The sequence below is a fragment of the Marivita cryptomonadis genome (genome assembly GCF_002115725.1).
GTDB classification, from domain to species: domain Bacteria; phylum Pseudomonadota; class Alphaproteobacteria; order Rhodobacterales; family Rhodobacteraceae; genus Marivita; species Marivita cryptomonadis.
On sequence record NZ_JFKD01000007.1, the window covers coordinates 68,407 to 83,724 of the forward strand.

Annotated in this window: 19 protein-coding genes, 2 tRNA genes and 1 other RNA gene; 15 read left to right on the forward strand and 7 right to left on the reverse strand. The window is 59.6% G+C overall.

What is annotated here, in order from left to right; genetic code table 11:
* Positions 1-37: 37 nt before the first annotated feature.
* Genes MCRY_RS09465 through MCRY_RS09475 form a run of 3 tightly spaced genes read left to right on the forward strand, consistent with a single transcriptional unit; the run spans position 38 to position 2,589 of the window.
* Positions 38-784: a 5-oxoprolinase subunit B family protein gene (locus MCRY_RS09465; RefSeq protein ID WP_085629256.1), complete on the forward strand. Its 747-nt coding sequence runs from the start codon at positions 38-40 to the stop codon at positions 782-784.
* On the forward strand, positions 781-1,803 hold the full coding sequence (locus MCRY_RS09470; RefSeq protein ID WP_085629257.1) for a 5-oxoprolinase subunit C family protein: 1,023 nt from the start codon (positions 781-783) through the stop codon (positions 1,801-1,803). The genes MCRY_RS09465 and MCRY_RS09470 overlap by 4 nt, the downstream gene beginning before the upstream one ends.
* A gap of 3 nt (positions 1,804-1,806) precedes the next feature.
* Positions 1,807-2,589 carry a LamB/YcsF family protein gene (locus MCRY_RS09475; protein WP_085629258.1) on the forward strand — a complete coding sequence of 261 codons (783 nt, stop codon included), beginning with the start codon at positions 1,807-1,809 and terminating at the stop codon, positions 2,587-2,589.
* On the opposite strand, the gene MCRY_RS09480 is transcribed toward MCRY_RS09475, so the two are convergent.
* Together MCRY_RS09480 and MCRY_RS22850 are read right to left on the reverse strand one after the other, a co-directional pair.
* Entirely contained in the window at positions 2,565-3,830 is a 1,266-nt protein-coding gene (locus MCRY_RS09480; RefSeq protein WP_085629259.1) for a glycerate kinase type-2 family protein, read from the reverse strand. The genes MCRY_RS09475 and MCRY_RS09480 overlap by 25 nt on opposite strands.
* An 89-nt stretch (positions 3,831-3,919) precedes the next feature.
* Positions 3,920-4,003, reverse strand: a tRNA-Tyr gene (locus MCRY_RS22850).
* Between the two features lie 120 nt (positions 4,004-4,123).
* Between MCRY_RS22850 and rlmB the strand changes: the two genes are divergently transcribed.
* From rlmB to MCRY_RS09510, 6 genes are all read left to right on the forward strand, one after another.
* Complete coding sequence (gene rlmB, locus MCRY_RS09485) at positions 4,124-4,903, forward strand: 23S rRNA (guanosine(2251)-2'-O)-methyltransferase RlmB (RefSeq protein ID WP_085629438.1); 780 nt, start codon at positions 4,124-4,126, stop codon at positions 4,901-4,903.
* On the forward strand, positions 4,866-5,279 hold the full coding sequence (locus MCRY_RS09490) for a hypothetical protein (protein ID WP_338087021.1): 414 nt from the start codon (positions 4,866-4,868) through the stop codon (positions 5,277-5,279). The genes rlmB and MCRY_RS09490 overlap by 38 nt, the downstream gene beginning before the upstream one ends.
* Before the next feature lie 186 nt (positions 5,280-5,465).
* Positions 5,466-6,608, forward strand: coding sequence for a 3,4-dihydroxy-2-butanone-4-phosphate synthase (ribB, locus tag MCRY_RS09495; protein WP_085629261.1), 1,143 nt, complete (start codon positions 5,466-5,468; stop codon positions 6,606-6,608).
* Positions 6,608-7,159: a 6,7-dimethyl-8-ribityllumazine synthase gene (locus MCRY_RS09500; RefSeq protein WP_085629262.1), complete on the forward strand. Its 552-nt coding sequence runs from the start codon at positions 6,608-6,610 to the stop codon at positions 7,157-7,159. Before ribB ends, MCRY_RS09500 begins: the two co-directional genes overlap by 1 nt.
* A complete protein-coding gene (gene nusB, locus MCRY_RS09505) occupies positions 7,156-7,644 on the forward strand; it encodes a transcription antitermination factor NusB (protein WP_085629263.1) in 489 nt (162 codons plus the stop codon). Before MCRY_RS09500 ends, nusB begins: the two co-directional genes overlap by 4 nt.
* Positions 7,645-7,721: 77 nt before the next feature.
* Entirely contained in the window at positions 7,722-8,054 is a 333-nt protein-coding gene (locus MCRY_RS09510) for a hypothetical protein (protein ID WP_085629264.1), read from the forward strand.
* A 3-nt stretch (positions 8,055-8,057) separates the two neighbouring features.
* Here MCRY_RS09510 and ssrS read toward each other — a convergent pair.
* A non-coding RNA gene (gene ssrS, locus MCRY_RS23600) (6S RNA) lies at positions 8,058-8,213 on the reverse strand.
* Positions 8,214-8,319: 106 nt separating this feature from the next.
* Here ssrS and MCRY_RS09515 point away from each other — a divergent pair.
* Positions 8,320-8,799, forward strand: a complete 480-nt coding sequence (locus tag MCRY_RS09515; protein ID WP_085629265.1) for an MmcB family DNA repair protein — start codon at positions 8,320-8,322, stop codon at positions 8,797-8,799.
* A 15-nt stretch (positions 8,800-8,814) separates the two neighbouring features.
* Here the strand turns inward: MCRY_RS09515 and MCRY_RS09520 are convergent, their stop codons facing one another.
* Positions 8,815-9,012 (reverse strand): DUF6324 family protein, encoded by a 198-nt coding sequence (locus MCRY_RS09520; RefSeq protein WP_085629266.1) that lies wholly within the window; start codon positions 9,010-9,012, stop codon positions 8,815-8,817.
* A gap of 74 nt (positions 9,013-9,086) precedes the next feature.
* Here MCRY_RS09520 and MCRY_RS09525 point away from each other — a divergent pair, with 74 nt between their 5' ends.
* Complete coding sequence (locus tag MCRY_RS09525) at positions 9,087-9,587, forward strand: GNAT family N-acetyltransferase (RefSeq protein WP_238939449.1); 501 nt, start codon at positions 9,087-9,089, stop codon at positions 9,585-9,587.
* A 52-nt stretch (positions 9,588-9,639) separates the two neighbouring features.
* A tRNA-His gene (locus tag MCRY_RS09530) sits at positions 9,640-9,716 on the forward strand.
* A 22-nt stretch (positions 9,717-9,738) separates the two neighbouring features.
* On the opposite strand, the gene MCRY_RS09535 is transcribed toward MCRY_RS09530, so the two are convergent.
* Together MCRY_RS09535 and MCRY_RS09540 are read right to left on the reverse strand one after the other, a co-directional pair.
* A complete protein-coding gene (locus MCRY_RS09535; protein ID WP_085629267.1) occupies positions 9,739-10,284 on the reverse strand; it encodes a hypothetical protein in 546 nt (181 codons plus the stop codon).
* A 178-nt stretch (positions 10,285-10,462) separates the two neighbouring features.
* Positions 10,463-10,768 carry a DUF6476 family protein gene (locus MCRY_RS09540; RefSeq protein ID WP_085629268.1) on the reverse strand — a complete coding sequence of 102 codons (306 nt, stop codon included), beginning with the start codon at positions 10,766-10,768 and terminating at the stop codon, positions 10,463-10,465.
* Here MCRY_RS09540 and MCRY_RS09545 point away from each other — a divergent pair.
* From MCRY_RS09545 to MCRY_RS09555, 3 genes are all read left to right on the forward strand, one after another.
* Complete coding sequence (locus MCRY_RS09545; RefSeq protein WP_085629269.1) at positions 10,767-11,792, forward strand: RluA family pseudouridine synthase; 1,026 nt, start codon at positions 10,767-10,769, stop codon at positions 11,790-11,792. The two genes, MCRY_RS09540 and MCRY_RS09545, sit on opposite strands and share 2 nt — an antisense overlap.
* Positions 11,793-11,945: 153 nt before the next feature.
* The gene (gene rpoH / locus MCRY_RS09550; protein WP_085629270.1) at positions 11,946-12,842 is read left to right on the forward strand and encodes an RNA polymerase sigma factor RpoH; all 897 of its coding nucleotides are present in this window, start codon (positions 11,946-11,948) and stop codon (positions 12,840-12,842) included.
* A 91-nt stretch (positions 12,843-12,933) separates the two neighbouring features.
* Positions 12,934-13,902, forward strand: a complete 969-nt coding sequence (locus MCRY_RS09555; protein WP_085629271.1) for a Gfo/Idh/MocA family protein — start codon at positions 12,934-12,936, stop codon at positions 13,900-13,902.
* Positions 13,903-13,962: 60 nt separating this feature from the next.
* Here the strand turns inward: MCRY_RS09555 and phaZ are convergent, their stop codons facing one another.
* A complete protein-coding gene (gene phaZ, locus MCRY_RS09560; protein ID WP_085629272.1) occupies positions 13,963-15,243 on the reverse strand; it encodes a polyhydroxyalkanoate depolymerase in 1,281 nt (426 codons plus the stop codon).
* Between the last annotated feature and the right edge of the window lie 75 nt (positions 15,244-15,318).

Here is a 15,318-nt window from a genome sequence, read left to right on the forward strand (position 1 = left end):
GTCTTGTCTCGACCGGTCGTCGTGATACGGCTTGGTCATGACGGCCGACACGACCTCACTTTTTGAACCTGTGATCCGCCCGGCGGGCCTGAATGGCGTGCTGGTGAGTTTCGGCGATGCCTTGTCCGAGCCGGGCAATCGCGCGGCCTTGGCTTTTGCTGAGGCGGTGGCACGGGACGGGATCGACGGGGTCGAGGATTGTGCACCGTCTTTGGTGTCCGTCTTCGTGCAGTTCGACCCATTACATTTGGGATTGGACGCGTTGACCGCCAGATTGACCGATTTGTTGGCCGAGCGGGATTGGTACGCAGCCCCGATGCCCGACGGGCGGCGGTTCATCCGTGTGCCGACGGTCTATGGCACTGATCTTGCGCCGCAACTGGAAGAGGCAGCACAGGCGGCTGGACTTTCGGTTTCGGACGCCATTTCCCAACTGTCTGACGCGCGGGTGCGGGTGCAGACCATCGGGTTCGCCCCCGGTCAGCCCTATCTGGGATTGTTGCCAGACGCATGGGACATCCCGCGTCAGACGGCGTTGACCAAGGCAGTGCCCGGGGGGGCGTTGGTGGTGGCGATCCGGCAGTTCGTGCTATTTTCGGGGTCGAGCCCAACGGGATGGCGGCATATCGGCCAGACTCATCTGAAGCTGTTTCGACCCGCCAGCGATGCTCCATTCTTCCTGCGCCCGGGCGATGAGGTGCAATTCGTGCACGTCACGCCGGACGAGCTGGCGCGACATGCCAACGATCCTGATGGCGGTGCCGTGATCGAGGCGATCCGATGATCCGCGCGCTCAAGCTGCATCGCATTGCGCCGGGGGCCAGTGTGCAGGACAGGGGGCGCGTTGGATATCGCGCGTTTGGTGTATCGACCGGTGGCGCGGCGGATCCATTGGCGCTGGCTGAAGGGGCGGCGTTATTGGCGCAATCGACCGACTGTGCCGCCTTGGAGCTGCCGGGATCGGGAGGCGTGTTCGAAGCGACCGCCGCTTTGCGCATTGCGCTGACGGGGGCTCCGATGCGGGTAGCGCTGGACGGTGTGCCATTGGTTTGGAACGCGTCGCATGCGATGCCCGCCGGGGCGCGACTTGAGATCGGTGGCGCCACGTCAGGCAGCTACGGCTATCTACATGTGGGGGGCGGGTTTGACCTGCCGCAGCAACTTGGATCGCGGTCTGCGCATTTGGCGGCGGGGATCGGTGCGGTGGTGCAGGCAGGAGATACCTTGCCGATTGCCGAAGACCGGGGCCAGGCGGTTGGGTTTTGCTTGCCGTTGGACAATCGGTTCGACGGTGGCATTCTGCGGTTGATTCAGAGTTTCCAGACGGATTTGTTTGAAGCCGCAACGCGCGAACGGTTTACCGACACCCCATTCAGCCGCGATGCGCGCGCCAACCGCATGGGCATGCGGCTTGATTCCGAAGGCGAGGGCTTTGCCACCAGTGTGGGGCTGAACATTCTGTCGGAATCGATCCTGCCCGGCGATATTCAAATCACCGGGGACGGCACGCCTTATCTTTTACTGTGGGAAAGCCAGACAACCGGCGGTTATCCTAGAATCGCGACGGTGATTCCCGCCGATCTGCCGCGTGCGGTGCAGACCCCTGCAGGCGGCGTGCTGCGGTTTCGCTTTGTGACCCGCGACGAGGCGTTGGAGGCGGAGCGGAAGCGGCGCGACCATCTGCGCGCTTTGCCAAAACTGCGCACGCCATTGGTGCGCGACCCGTCGCAGATCCGCGATCTGCTGAGATATCAATTGATCAGTGGGGTCACGGCGGGTGATTCCCAAGACGAAGAGGAGTGAGCCATGCATGTCGATCTGAACGCGGATATGGGCGAAAGCTTTGGGCCGTGGCCGATGGGGTCGGATGCGGCGCTGCTCGAGGTGATCACCTCGGCCAATGTCGCGTGTGGCTTTCATGCGGGTGACCCCGACGTGATGTCGAAGACGATGGGTTTGGCCGTGGCGAATGACGTTGGCATCGGCGCACATCCCGGCTTTCCCGACTTACAGGGCTTTGGGCGGCGTCGAATGCATCTGAGCCATGACAACCTGCGAAATCTCGTGCGATATCAATTAGGTGCGGCGCAGGCGATGGCGCGTTCGGTCGGTGGCGAGGTGCGGCACCTGAAACTACACGGAGCACTGGCCAACATGGCATCCGAGGATGTGGCGATGGCGACGGCGTGTTACGAAGGGGCGCTGTCGGTCGACCCGGAGATCATCATCATGGTGCTGGCGGCGACTCAGCAACAGGATGCAGTCGAAGCGCTGGGATGTCGCTGGGCGGGCGAGATTTTCGCGGATCGGGCCTATAATGACGATGCGACCTTGGTGGATCGAAGCCTGCCGGGGGCCGTAATCCATGACGCTGATGTGGCCGGGCAGCGCATGGTCGACATGGTGAAAGCCGGAGCGATCATCACCGAAAGTGGCAAGCACATACCGGCGGCGGTGGACACGATTTGCCTGCATGGCGATGGCGCGACGGCGGTGCAGATCGCCCGCACTGTGCGCGGCGCCTTGGCCGATGCGGGCGTGACCTTGCAACGGTTTGAGGGGCGTCAGGGCGCGATCAGCAAGACCTGAACATCGGCCACATTCGTGCCGGTGGCGCGGGTCATCAGCAAATCGCCTGCTGCGGCAAGCGCTGCATAGCTGTCATTGTTGGCCAAAAGTGAGGTCACGTCCTGACCTGCGGCGTTGATCCGGGGCAAAGTGCCTGCGTCGACGACGCCACCTGCAGCGTCGGTTGGGCCATCGCGGCCATCGGTGCCGCCCGACAGGAACACCCATTTGGCTGTAATGTCAGGGGCTTGGGCTGCGACGCGCAGGGCAAGTTCCTGATTGCGTCCGCCGCGCCCTGTGCCACTGAGTTTGACCGTCGTTTCGCCACCAAAGAGCAGCGCCGTGGGCTCTGGGCGCGCGATCAATTCGGTCAGCACCTTGTGCGCGGCACCGCCGACGTCCCCGACCAATGCATCGCTGACGATCCGGGCATTGAGGCCGATGGTCTGCGCTTCGTCCAGCATGGCTTCGAGCGACAATCGGTTTGATCCGACAAGCGTGTTGGTGACCTTGGGCAAGGGGGCTGACGCCTTATCCTGCGCCTCGCTGAGATGGTTGCGAATCGATACTGGTGTCGCGTCCCATATCCCGGCGGCTTTGAGTGTTTCTATTGCGTCTTTGGCAGTTCCGATCGGGCTGACCGTGGGACCTGAGGCAATCGCGCGGAGGTCATCGCCGATCACGTCGGATAGCAGGTACGCATAGACCGGGGCTGGCGCGGCCTGTTGCACGAAGCCGCCTCCTTTGAGCAAGCTAACCTGTTGACGAACAAGGTTCATTTTCACGATGTCGAGCCCTGCCGAGAGCAACAAATCGTTCAGACGTGCCTTGTCGGTCAGGCTGACTCCCGGCGGCGGGGCTGGCAAGAGCGCAGAGCCGCCGCCAGAGATCAGCGCGACAACCCGGTCTTTCTCGGTCGCCTCGGACAAGAGGTCCATCACACGTTGCGCAGCACGTGCCCCAGCCTCGTCCGGGACAGGGTGCCCTGCGCGCAGGAGTTCCGCACCTTGCAGGGTGGCGTCGTTTTCGTGATGTGTGACCGCAAGGGCGGCGTAGGGGTTGGGCATCGCCACCAACGCTTCGCGCAACATCGCGGGCGCAGCTTTGCCGATGGCGATCAGAAATGTCCTGCCGTCGGGATCTTGAGAAGGCAGGGGAGATTGGCTCAATCCGCGCCTGACAGCGTGCGCTGGGTCTGCGGCTGTCACGGCGGCATCGAACAAGAGCCGGGCCTTGGTGCGGAGCGTGTCGATCTCAATCATATCAAGATTAGGGCCGCAAATGCCATGAAAGTCAAATGCTTGCGTTGATGTGCTCAAGCATCACTTTCAGATTAACTTTTGTGGATAAGTGGTGGGCGACCCTGGAATCGAACCAGGCGTGCGTCTCCGCGAGGGAGTTACAGTCCCCTGCCACACCTTGCGGCCTGTCGCCCACTTAACCAAAGACCCTGTCCTTGGCGTGAGCGGGTGATTACAATTGCCCCCTTGCGGCGTCAACAGGAAAATCCCATCAAGCGTCAGGTGCAAAATCGGCGATGAAGAAGGGGGCTGTCATGGTCAAAAAACCGAAATGGGTGGTGGCCAAGGAACAGTCCAAAAAGGCGTCTGCGGCCGAAACCGTGTGGCTGTTCGGCTTGCATGCCGTGCGCGACGCGTTGGTCAATCCAAACCGTGACAGATTGCGGCTGGTGGTGACGCGCAATGCGATGGACAAGTTGGCCGATGCCATCGAAGCCGCTGGAATCGAACCAGAAATGAGCGATCCGCGCAGGTTCGATGCGCCCATTGATCCGCAATCGGTGCATCAGGGCGCCGCGCTTGAGGTCAAGCCGCTGAACTGGGGGCGGTTGGAAGATGTGGCGCTTGGTGGGCCTGATGGCCCTCCGCGTGTTGTTATGCTCGACCGAGTGACTGATCCGCACAATGTGGGGGCGATTCTACGGTCGGCCGAAGTGTTTGGCGCATCGGCTGTGGTTGGAACCTTACACCACTCGGCACCGGAAACCGGCGCTTTGGCCAAAACCGCATCCGGCGCGTTGGAGCGTCAGCCCTATCTGCGGGAACGCAACCTCGCGGATGCGATGGAGCGCTTGAGATCAATGGGTTATGTGATTTTTGGGCTGGATGGTGAGGCCGAACAGTCAATTGATGACGCCATCGCGCCGGTCCGTGACAGACCGATTGCGTTGGTGCTTGGGGCTGAAGGGCCGGGGTTGCGGCCAAAGACAAAAGAGACCTGCGACGCACTTGTGAAAATCCCGTTTGCGCAGGGGTTCGGATCCCTGAATGTGTCGAATGCGGCTGCTGTGGCACTTTACGCCGCACGGGCGTGAACTTGCGGTCAGGGGGTTGCGTACCAATATCCCTGACGAAGGAGACGCCATGCCCCATGGAACGAAAATCGCGACCTGCTGCTATTGTGGAACCCGCGCAGCCCTTGTTCTAAAAGGGGAATCTCGGCATGAGCTAAGTTGTTCGGCCTGCGGTGCGCCGTTGCATGAGATGAAGATGCTGCGCGTCGAAGCATCGGACAGGCCTGATGCAAGGCAGCATCGGCACGCCAGCCGCCCGAAGACCGCTCCGGCCCCGTTTCCCGCGTGGGATCGCGATGCAAAAGGATCGAAGAAGAAAAAACTGAAAAAGCGTAAGACTCTGGCGCGGCGGTTTTTTGAAGAAGCGTTTGACGTGATCGAAGACATTTTCGACTGATCCGTACGTTTGGACAGTCGGATCTGTACGGTTCATGACGTTTGAATCCGGTTTTCGAAGGTTTTTCGTCGATTTGAGTGGAGTACGATGTGAACCGTACAGGTAGCACTGACGCATCGTACGGTTCATCCGTACGGGACGTTGCACTGGTCAATTCCGACGCTGTGTTTTAAGTGCCCAAGGGCAATGACGGAGGTCCGCGTGACGACATTTGAAACCCCGGGTCCGGTTGAGGAAAACTGGAAAGACGCCATTTCTTCGGTTGAAGAGATCATCGAAGATGCGCGCAACGGTAAGATGTTCATTCTTGTCGATCACGAAGATCGCGAGAACGAAGGCGATCTGGTGATTCCCGCGCAATGGGCGACCCCGGACGTGATCAACTTCATGGCGACCCACGGGCGCGGGTTGATCTGTCTTGCGATGACCTCGAAGCGGATCGAAGAGCTGGGGCTTCAGCTCATGTCGACCAACAATTCGTCGCGGCACGAGACGGCGTTCACCGTGTCCATCGAAGCGCGTGAAGGGGTGACGACGGGCATTTCGGCGGCTGACCGGGCGCGGACCGTGTCCGTGGCCATCGACGGCACCAAGAGCGCGCAGGACATCGCCACGCCGGGGCATGTGTTCCCGTTGCGGGCAAAAGACGGCGGCGTTCTGGTACGTGCGGGCCATACCGAGGCGGCGGTGGATGTGTCGCGTCTGGCGGGACTGAACGCGGCGGGTGTGATCTGCGAGATCATGAACGAAGACGGGTCGATGTCCCGTTTGCCCGAACTCGTCGCTTTTGCGCAGCGGCACAACCTCAAGATCGGGACAATCAGCGATCTGATCGCCTATCGTCGCCGCAACGATAATCTCGTGCGGGTGCGCAAAGAGGAGACCATCACCTCGGAATTCGGCGGTGACTGGCAGATGCGGATTTACACCGACGAGACCCATGGAGATGAGCATATCGTGCTGACCAAGGGCGATCTGTCGGGCGATGATCCGGTGCTGGTGCGGATGCACGCGCTGGACCCGATGTTGGACGTTGTTGGCACCGGTCCCAAGGGGCGTGCTGACGAGTTCCAAGACGCCATGCAGGCGGTTGCGGCTGAGGGCAGGGGCGTTGTCGTGCTGCTGCGCGACACATCCATGAAGCTGGATGTCGGGGACGAGGTGTCGCCCAAGACGCTACGCCAATACGGGCTGGGGGCACAGATATTGTCATCGCTTGGGTTGTCGAAACTGACGCTGCTGACGAATTCACCGACACCTAAAGTGGTCGGTCTGGACGCCTATGGCCTTGAAATCGTTGGAACACGAAAAATTTCGGAGTTGGGTTGATGGCGGCATCTGTTGAGCATTACACACTGGCGCGACCGACATTCGACAAGCCTGTTAAGCTTTTGATAGTGGTTGCACCCTATTACAAAGATATCGCGGATCAGTTGATCGCTGGGGCGCGGGCCGAGATTGAGGCATGTGGCGGCACACATGAACTGGTCGAGGTTCCCGGCGCGCTGGAGGTTCCGACGGCGATCGGCATTGCAGAACGCATGTCGAATTTCGATGGCTATGTCGCGTTGGGCTGTATTGTTCGTGGTGAGACCACGCATTACGATACGGTGTGTAATGACAGCTCGCGGGGGGTGACCCTGCTTGGGCTTCAGGGGCTGTGCATCGGCAATGGCATCCTGACGGTCGAGAACATGGCACAGGCCGAAGTGCGGGCGCAGGCGGATGGGCAAAACAAAGGCGGCGGTGCTGCGGCTGCCGCCTTGCACCTGATCGCTCTCAGCCGTAAATGGGGCTCTGCCCGTAAGGGTGTGGGATTTGTTCCTGCAAAAGACGAGTACCAGATTGCTGGTGACACCAAGGACCCGAACATCGCATGAGCCAAGCTTCCAAGCCGCCTAAAAAGGTGGATGAGAAACGCCGGAAACGATCTGCATCACGGCTTTATGCCGTGCAAGCGCTGTTCCAGATGGAGCAGTCCGGTCAGTCAGTGGACAAGGTCGCGGTGGAGTTCCTCGACCATCGGTTCGGTTTGGCGCAGGAAGACGGCGAAGAACTGGTCGAGGGGGATGTGGATCTGTTCCGTCGGATCACCGACGAGGCGGTGAACTGGCAGGCCAAGATCGACCAGATGACCGACAGGGGGCTGGTGGCGAAATGGCCCATCGCGCGGATCGATCCGACGTTGCGCGCACTGTTCCGCGCGGCAGGGGCCGAGCTTGTTGCGACGGAAACGCCGCCCAAAGTGATCATCAACGAATATGTGGACGTGGCGCGGGCGTTTTTCCCCGAAGGCAAGGAAGCGCAATTCGTGAACGCGGTTCTGGACCACATGGCGCGCGAGGCTCGACCAGAGGCGTTCTGATCTGAGGGTGCGCGGATTGAGCGCTTTGATCTGTCTGCCAAGCGGCCTACCTTACTATGAGAAGCGCGAGGTGGACTATGCCTGACCTGATTAAGATGTATATCCGCCAAACGGCCGTTGGGTTTGTCCTGTCCGCCGTGTTTGTTACGCTTTTGCTATATTTCAACGTGGTCAACCTTTGGCATTTGGTGACACATACCGATGTCGGGTTTTTGGCGGTTTTTCTGCTGTGGCTGTTCAACGGGATCGTGTTTGCCGGTGTGCAATTCGGCATCAGCATCATGCTGATGAAATATGACGACGAAGATGACGATGACGACGATCACCGCGGCATGCCGATCGGGCTGACCCCGATCCGCGTCGAAGCGACGGCTTCGCGCGGCAATGTTCGGAATTTCCAAAGAAAATAAGCGGCGGGAACCACGGCAACCGTGCGGTTCTCTCATTCCCGAGGACCTGTATGTACAGGTGGGCGTCAGGTAACCGGACCAGGGCCCGGACAGAGCCAACTCCCTCGGAATTGCTTAAGGCCACCGGAATGCAACCTGTCACGAGAAGCGTAGAAACCCGCCTGTGAGTCAGGTAGGCGCGATACAGGGTTCTGGCAAGGGGTATTTCGGGTCAGGCGCGCAGATCTCTTGATTTTTGTTCACACTTTGTTCATGTGTGTTGGGTATGACCTTCTTACCTGATCAGCGTATCGGCACAGGTGCCGATTTGCAGCCCGGACAAGTTCTGGCGCGCGGGGTGTGCCGCCACCTTGCCAGCCATGGCTTTTCGGTGATCGAGGAATTCGTGCCGGAGCGCGGCCTGCGGGTCGATGTGATGGCGTTGGGGCCGAAAGGCGAGATTTGGGTCGTCGAATGCAAATCCTCGCGAGCGGATTTTCAGTCGGATCAGAAATGGGAGGGCTATCTGGACTGGTGTGACAGGTATTTCTGGGCGGTCGATCTGGACTTCCCGTCAGAGCTTTTGCCGGCGGAAAGCGGGTTGATCATCGCGGATGGCTATGATGCGGAAATCGTGCGGATGGCGCCAGAGGACAAACTGGCCGGTGCGAGACGGAACGCGCTGATCCGCAAATTCGCGACCCATGCGGCGCGACGGCTGCATGCGCTGCGCGATCCAGAGGCGCAACTGAGCGCCTGGGCTTAGGAGCGTTTGAGTGGGTTACTTGCGGCCCGGCTTGACCTTGCGAGCTGCGGTGGCGGCAAGTTTGATTTCCTCGGCAATCTCGTCGGCCTCTTCGGGCGAGAAATCCATCGGGATCTCAATCCCATCAGCCAGAATGAACAGGCGCACCATGCCCAGATCGGTTGGTCCGATTTGCAAGTTGGCTTCGATGTCGCGTTCGGTATTGATGCCCATGACAGGTCTCCGGCGGGTTGCTGGTCAGGACACGGGCCATAGCGCCGGGGGGCTTGTTTTGCAAGGTGGTGCCGATGCAGAGTGCAGCCATGTCTGACGAGGTGATCCTGCGCGGCTATGGTTCCGGCGATTTCGACTGGCTGGTCGATCTGCATGGCCGCCATTATGCCGAGGCAGAGGGATTTGACGCCACGTTCGCGCCGCTTGTCGCCTCGATTCTGCGGGATTTCGAAGCGCAGCACGATCCAGCCTATGAGCGCGGCTGGGTTGCAGAACGAAACGGGGCGCGGTTGGGCAGCATCTTTTGCGTAAAGCTGGATCACCGGACAGCCAAGCTGCGGCTGTTCATTCTGGCCCCCGAGGCGCGGGGGATCGGTTTGGGCAAGCGGATGCTGGAGACCTGCACGGGATTCGCGCGCGCGTGCAGGTACGACAGCATGCAACTTTGGACGCATGAAAGCCACAAAGCGGCCTGTGCCCTGTACCGCGCGAACGGCTGGCACTGCACATCATCCAAGCCGGTGCACAGCTTTGGCGTCGATCTGGTGGAACAGGCGTGGGAAGTCACCTTGTAGCCGCAGATGGGTCTTGCAAAGGCCGGAGCGTGCCGTTATTTCGCCCCTCAGTGCCGACATAGCTCAGTAGGTTAGAGCGCTTGATTGTGGATCAAGAGGTCCCCCGTTCGAGCCGGGGTGTCGGTACCATCCTCACTCTGTTTCGATGTCGCTAATACGAGACTGCGAAATCTGTCCCAAACAAAGGTGTTTCGCAGTTTAAACTGTAGTTTTCTTCCGCGGCGTTGACGACATCTGCCACGACATAGGTCAAGTGAAACCTTCGATCGAGCTCCTGTTCATCTGCGTCATGATCCGCGTGTTCTCTTTCGACATTTCCAATGTGCTGAAAAAATCTGGTGAACTCGCTCGAAGTCTTCCATGACTGAAGTTGACCCGTGTCCAGATTGATACCGGCCAATTCGCGCATCGCGTTGATCCAGAGTTTGCATTTTTGCATCGCCTCAGCCTCTTTGATGGTGTGGCCATCGAAAAACCGATTACTCACGATGATGCGATTGTTGTCCCAGCTATACGTAACCCTCGAATAGCTGGTCTCTCCAGCGCTGTTCAGAAATCGTTCCAGCCTAAAAATACCGAAATCCAACATGGTCGGAGCATCATTCATCAGTTGAATAATGTTTTCGTCGGGCTCGGCTTGCGACGACTTGGAGAAGCTGATGGCCACAACTGCTGCGAGCAATATTTTTTTCAACATTTTTACCTCTAATTTGAAGTTGGTTCGATCAGGAGGCGCGAAATGTCGTTACAGCATGGAACCAGAAAACCTTGATGGCGCGCAGTAGAAGTGTGTCGGCGTTTTGCCACGCGATCAAGTTTTCTTACATGCTGCGGGTCGGTGTCCGTCAAAAAATGGCTGCAGTGCCGGAAGCGTCTTAGTCTGTTTCGATCTTGATGGTCTGCAGCAGGCGGCCTGTGTCGCGGGCGAAGATCAGGATTTGGTCTTCTTCGGTCACCACGGCGTACCAGTTGCGCGCTTGAGTGAACGCGGTGGCGGTCGTGCCATCCGGCAGGGTGATCAAATCGGGCAGGGGTGTGGCACTTTGATTGTAGCGGATGACAATCAGCGCCACGATGAGTATGACCCCCCCGATCATAGTTGCGGTCAGGACCGTCACCAGCCGCCGCAGGAATCGCAGGTTGGCCGGTTCGGGGACCTGATCTTGAGGGGCGTTGTCCATGTCTGACTCCATTTTGCGTGTGACCATCGGGGCCGAGCCGCCGCCACGCCTTGATAAGGCCTTGGCGCGTGACGTGCCAGAGGAGGCGGCGCTGTCGCGCACGCGGCTTTCCAAGCTGATCGACGAGGGCGCGGTGCGTCGTTCGGGTGAGGTGGTCAACAACCCCAAAGCCAGTGTGGCCGAGGGGGACGTGATCGAGATCGCGGTACCCGAAGTGGCTGAAAGCCATATCGAGGCGGAAGATTTGCCTTTGGACGTGCGGTACGAGGACGACGATCTGATCGTGGTCATGAAACCTGCGGGCATGGTGGTCCATCCCGCACCTGGCACGCCGTCGGGCACGCTGGTCAATGCGCTGCTGCACCATTTCGGCGGCAAGCTGTCCGGGGTGGGCGGGGTTGGGCGACCGGGGATTGTGCACCGGATCGACAAGGATACCAGCGGTCTGTTGGTGATTGCTAAGTCGGACCGGGCGCATCACGGGCTGGCGGACCAGTTTGCCGCGCATAGTGTCGAACGGCTGTATCAGGCGCTGGTGCATGGGCATCCCGATCCGGGTGATCCGAGATTGCGCGGCGTGCGCGGCGTGTCGATCGAACCGGGGGCGGTGATCAAGATCACCAGTGATCTGGCGCGGCACAAGACCGACCGGCAAAAACAGGCGGTGTTCTTTGGGCATGGCAAGCACGCAATCACGCGGGCGCGGGTGCTGGAGGTCTATGGAGTTCCGGCGCAGGTGTCTTTGGTGGAGTGTCGGCTTGAAACCGGGCGCACCCATCAGATCAGGGTGCATATGGCGCATGCGGGGCATGGGCTGATTGGCGACCCGGTCTATGGCGGGCGGCGCAAGGTGGCCAAGGGGGCGTTGCCGGATGCGGCGATGGCGTTGTTGGCGGGGTTCGATCGTCAGGCGCTGCATGCGGCTGTTCTTGGGTTTGACCACCCGGTGAGCGGTGAAACCATCCGCTTTGAGGCCGCGTTACCCACGGACATGGATGATCTGATCACAAGTTTGCGTGGCTGAAACAATCGTCCCATGTGCGTGAGCGCACTGACATGGCGCTTACAACTGCGTCTGTGTGCGTTAAATTAGATTTAACGAAACGCAGATACTTGAAATTTTCGGGCGGCTTCCCAAATTGGATGTTAAGCCCGTAAACATTGGAGGGACAAGGGTATGGCCAATTATGCGAATCTCCCGGCCCCGTCACCGGAAGCCGGACTGAGCCGCTATCTTCAGGAAATCCGGAAGTTTCCGCTTCTGGAACCGGAAGAAGAGTACATGCTCGCCAAGCGTTGGGTTGAGCAGGAGGACACGCAAGCGGCGCACCGGATGGTCACAAGCCACCTGCGCCTCGCGGCGAAGATTGCGATGGGCTATCGCGGTTACGGGTTGCCTCAGGCCGAAGTGATTTCCGAAGCCAATGTCGGCCTGATGCAGGCGGTCAAACGGTTCGATCCTGAAAAGGGTTTCCGTCTGGCAACCTATGCGATGTGGTGGATTCGCGCCTCGATTCAGGAATATATCCTGCGGTCGTGGTCGCTGGTGAAGCTGGGCACGACAAGCGCGCAGAAAAAGCTGTTCTTTAACCTGCGCAAGGCGAAGTCGCGCATTGGTGCGCTGGAAGATGGTGATCTGCGTCCCGAACACGTGGCCAAGATCGCGCACGATCTGGGTGTGAACGAAGACGAGGTCATTTCGATGAACCGGCGTCTGTCGGGCGGTGATGCGTCGTTGAATGCGACGGTCGGGTCCGAAGGCGAAGGCACGATGCAGTGGCAGGATTGGCTTGAGGATGAGAGCGCAGATCAGGCTGGTGACTATGAAGAGCGCGACGAGCTTGAGGCGCGCCGGGCGATGCTGGTGCAGGCGATGGATGTGTTGAATGATCGCGAGAAGGACATTCTGACACAACGGCGTCTGGCGGAGAAGCCGGTCACTCTGGAAGATCTGTCGGGCCAGTATGACGTGAGCCGCGAGCGGATTCGTCAGATCGAAGTCCGGGCGTTCGAGAAATTGCAGAAGCGGATGCGTGATCTGGCCAAGGAACAAGGTTTGTTGGCTGCGATCTAAGCGATCCACGCGACTTAAGATTGGAAACGCCGGGCCTGTGCCCGGCGTTTTTTCGTGTTAGGCCGAAGCAAACAGACAGGAGGGCTTTGGCATGACAGAGGTGCGATGGGGTATTCTTGGGGCGGCGAAGTTCGCCCGCGAGCAGATGGCCCCGGCGATACATGCTGCGCGGCGGTCGCGTTTGGCAGTGCTGGCAACATCTGACCCTGCGAAGGCCGCGCCGTTTCAGGCGATGGATGGCGCTTTGCGCGTGGTGGACAGCTATGAGGCGGTGCTGGCCGATCCAAATGTCGATGCGGTTTATATCCCGCTGCCCAATTCGCTGCATGTGGAGTGGACGCGACGGGCGCTTGAGGCGGGCAAGCATGTGTTGTGCGAAAAGCCGATTGCGATGCGCGCGAATGAGATTGACGGGTTGATCGCCTTGCGGGACCAGACCGGGTTGGTGGCGGCAGAGGCCTATATGATTGTGCATCACCCGCAATGGCAACAGGTGCGTGACTGGATCAAGGGCGGGGCTATTGGCGAATTGCGGCGGGTCAATGCGACATTCACCTATGACAATTCCAGTGATCCGGGGAACATTCGCAACGCGGTTGAAACCGGTGGTGGCAGTTTGCCTGATATCGGGGTCTATACGCTGGGCTGCACGCGGTATGTAACCGGGCAAGAGCCTGAGGCGGTGCTGTTTGCCGACATTCGGCGCGAGAGCGGTGTCGAGGTTCGGGCCGAGGCGATGATTCAGTTCGACGGGTTTACGCTGACTTCGCTTACCTCGATGCGGATGCTGCGCTACCAGTCGGTGACGTTTCAGGGGACGGACGGGGTGGTCGAAGTGCCGGTGCCGTTCAATCCGCTGGGCTATGGTGATGCCGAGGTTCGGCTGATGCGGAAATCTGGGCCGGTCGAGGTGTGCCGCTATCCTGGGGTGAACCAGTATGTGCGGCAGGTCGAGGCCTTTGGCGCTGCGGTACGTGGAGAGGCAGAGTATCCCTGTCCGCTGGAGTTCAGCCAAGGCACGCAAGCTTTGATCGACATGATCTGGGCGGCGGAGCGCTGACCGGGCGGGTTTTCTTGGGTGGAACGAAAAAGGGCTGATCCGAAGATCAGCCCTTTTGCTTTACGCGGCGTTGGTGTTCGCCGGTTTGGATTTCTTGCCCTTGTTGCGGTCGCCCGCATTGCTGTCGATGAAATCGAGCACGAGGGGCCGGATATTGTTTCGCCAGCTTTTGCCAGCGAAGATGCCGTAGTGACCGGCACCGGGTTCGACATGGCTTGCCTTCATGTCATCGGGCAGGCCGGTGCAGAGGTTCAGGGCCGCAAGGCATTGGCCGGGCGCGGAGATGTCGTCTTTCTCGCCCTCGACTGTTTTGACGGCGACCTTGGTGATCGCGCCGAAATTGACCTTGTGGCCTGCAACGACAAATTCGTTCTTCGCAATCTCGCGCTTCTTGAAGATGCGGTCGACGGTGGAGAGGTAGAATTCGGCGGGCATGTCCATGACGGCCAGATATTCGTCGTAAAAGCGGTTGTGCGGATCGTGGTCCGACGCATCGCCGCGCATCACATTCTGGATTTGCTCTGAAAACGCGCTGGCATGACGTTCGCCGTTCATCGAAATGAACGAAGCCAACTGCAAGAGGCCCGGATAGACCATGCGGCCGACGCCTTTGTATTTGAAGCCAACACGCTGGATCATCGTTTCCTCGAGCTGGCCCATGGTCACCCGTGCACCGAAATCGGTCACGTCTGTCGGGGTTGCATCGGGGTCGACGGGGCCGCCGATCAGGGTCAGCGTACGCGGTTGTGCGTCCGGGTCCAGTTCGGCCAGATAGGCCGTGGCAGCAAGGGTCAGCGGAACCGGCTGGCACACGGCGACGACGTTTGTGTCGGGGCCCAGCTCGCGCATGAACTCCATCAGGTAGAGGGTGTAATCCTCGACGTCGAACTTGCCGGCGCTGACGGGAATGTCGCGGGCGTTGTGCCAATCTGTCACGTAAACTTCGCAGTTCACGATTAGGGATTTGACCGTCGAACGGAGGAGCGTTGCATAGTGACCGGACATCGGCGCCACCAGCAGGATTTTGCGAGGCTGTTCCTCGCGGCCGACAACGTCGAAATGGATCAGGTCACCGAAGGGACGTTCGACTATAGTCTTAACGTCGACAAGGTGATCCTTGCCGTCTTCGTGGGTGAACGTCCGAATCCCCCAGTCAGGTTTGGCGACCATCCGTTCGAACGTGCGTTCGGTCACTTCACCCCAAGCGGCCATCCATTGCATGCCGGGGTTTGGAAGCATTGCCCAGGCGGGATAAGACGCCATAGTGCGCGCTGTCGCGCCAAGCCATTGATTTGTATTGCGAAACGTTTCCATGAGATCGTAGGTCATCATGTAGCGCATAGAGGCGTCTCCTTAAGCTTAACCCGGCAACCGGGCCAATTCGTCGCTTTGCCTCCCACCGCAGGCGACTGTATT